The sequence below is a fragment of the Candidatus Eisenbacteria bacterium genome, from assembly GCA_030017955.1.
In the GTDB taxonomy this organism is placed as follows: Bacteria; Eisenbacteria; RBG-16-71-46; order JASEGR01; family JASEGR01; genus JASEGR01.
The window spans coordinates 1-1,922 of sequence record JASEGR010000198.1 but is presented as its reverse complement, the minus strand read 5'-3'; the positions used below and the strand labels follow the sequence as shown (position 1 = coordinate 1,922).

General features: G+C 52.3%; 2 protein-coding genes. Both read left to right on the top strand.

Annotated elements, in window-relative coordinates:
• Positions 1 to 301 (top strand): DUF4143 domain-containing protein (locus QME66_13630; protein MDI6809986.1); only part of this gene is annotated, 301 nt, incomplete at its 5' end.
• Between the two features lie 125 nt (positions 302 to 426).
• Positions 427 to 1,746 carry an ATP-binding protein gene (locus QME66_13625; GenBank protein ID MDI6809985.1) on the top strand — a complete coding sequence of 440 codons (1,320 nt, stop codon included), beginning with the start codon at positions 427 to 429 and terminating at the stop codon, positions 1,744 to 1,746.
• The last annotated feature ends 176 nt before the right edge of the window (positions 1,747 to 1,922 follow it).

Here is a 1,922-nt window from a genome sequence, read left to right as displayed (position 1 = left end):
GGCAAGGCTTACAGAACAGGTTATTGCAAATGAACTGTTTTACCGGTTCGACCGCCCGGACTGGTTCAACTCAAGGGTCTTCTTCTGGAAAAATGGCGGAGAGATAGATTTCATCGTCAAGAGGGAAAAGGAGTTGCTCCCTGTGGAAGTGAAATACCAGAAGAATGCGGGGTTCCAGGATCTCAGAACAATAAAGAGGCTTGGCTTTAAACGGGGGATACTGATTTCTATGGACAGGCTTGAGATGGAGGATGGCTTTGCAATCATTCCGGTTGAGATCTTTCTGCTTGCGACACGTTGACCATAACATAGGGCAACCTGTTCTTGAATGTCTGACGCATCCCTTATGAGGTTTTCACTGGAATCCTGCTATTGTAATATCAGTCCTTGACAAAAGGACACATTCTGAATATCCTATAAATCATTATGGCACTGCATCCTGTTCTGAATGAGAAGCTGAATACCGCTGTTTTGCCTATACCGCAACTGCGGGCAACGCGTAGGGACGCCGTGCTGCCGGCTGTTCCCGGCAAAGTCCATGCGGTAATTGGTATGCGGCGGGCCGGAAAGACAACCTTCCTGCGCCAGTTGCAGGCAGAGTGGCGCAACTCAATACCGCCAGAGCGGGTTGTTTATCTGAGCTTCGATGATGACCGACTGGCTGACCTGCCAATGGAACAGCTCGGCCTGCTTCTGGAAGAATATTACCGGCGATATCCTGAACTCCGTGGCAGGGAGACGGTCCGATGGCTGCTTGATGAAGTCCAGCTTGTCAATGGCTGGGAGCGGTTCGTCCGCAGGGTTCTGGACACAGAGCGAGTGGAGATCGTAGTGTCCGGATCATCTGCTAAGATGCTGAGCCGGGAAGTTCATACCTCGCTGCGCGGACGCGGTATGGAGACGGTGATCCGGCCGTTCAGCTTCAGGGAGTTTATGAGGCACCGTGGTACGGAGCCGACGAGACACGTCTATGAATTCACGGCAGTTGACCGGTCGCTGATCGAGAAAGAATTTCGGGAATATCTTGCTGTAGGCGGATTCCCGGAGGCGCAGGGATTGTCTGGTGAACTGCGGGTTGATCTTCTGCAGGGTTACGTGGATACCGTGCTGTTTCGGGACATCGTGGAGCGTTACGGTATTACGCAGATTGCTGCGCTTCGATGGCTGACAAGGCAGTGTCTGAGAAATCCGGCCGGAAGTTTGAGTGTGCACCGCCTCTATCTGGATCTGAAGGCGCAGGGTCTTGGCGTTGCCAAGGACTCACTTCATGCCATGATGGGACATCTGCAGGATGCTTTCCTCATAAGCACCGTGACGCTGGCTACTGATTCTGAGCGGCGTCGCAACTCCAACCCCCGGAAGGTCTATCCGGTGGACACGGGGCTCATCAGCGCATTCGATCGCTCAGGCCGCACAAATGCCGGCCACGCAATAGAAACTGTCGTTCTGCACGAACTTCAACGACGCAAGGCAGAGATAGGCTACGTGCGCACAACGAAAGGGTACGAGGTAGATTTTCACGCCGGATTTCCTGACGGCAAAGAGGAGTTGATACAGGTTTGCGCTGATACAGGATCAGGCGAGACACTTGAGCGAGAGATGCGGGCGATGAAGGATGCCGCCGCCGATTTTCCACGCGCACAGCAGCGATTTCTGGTGCTTACCTTCGATCAACTCTCTGCAATGACTGTGAAGGGAATTGTGAGCCAGCCGGTTTATGAGTGGCTGTTGAGCGAAAGCTTCTGAAAGTTGCCGTTAGGGGCTTAATATGGTTACCCATCTACCGGCCAGTTCTTTGGAGAGGGCCTGGATATTTATGCCATAAATTGCCTTATCCTGGCCTTCCCGTTTTCATTCGAAGGGAAGTTGATCCAGTATATTGGTAGGTTAAGAGGACACAACAACCATAAGGTTATTATTGA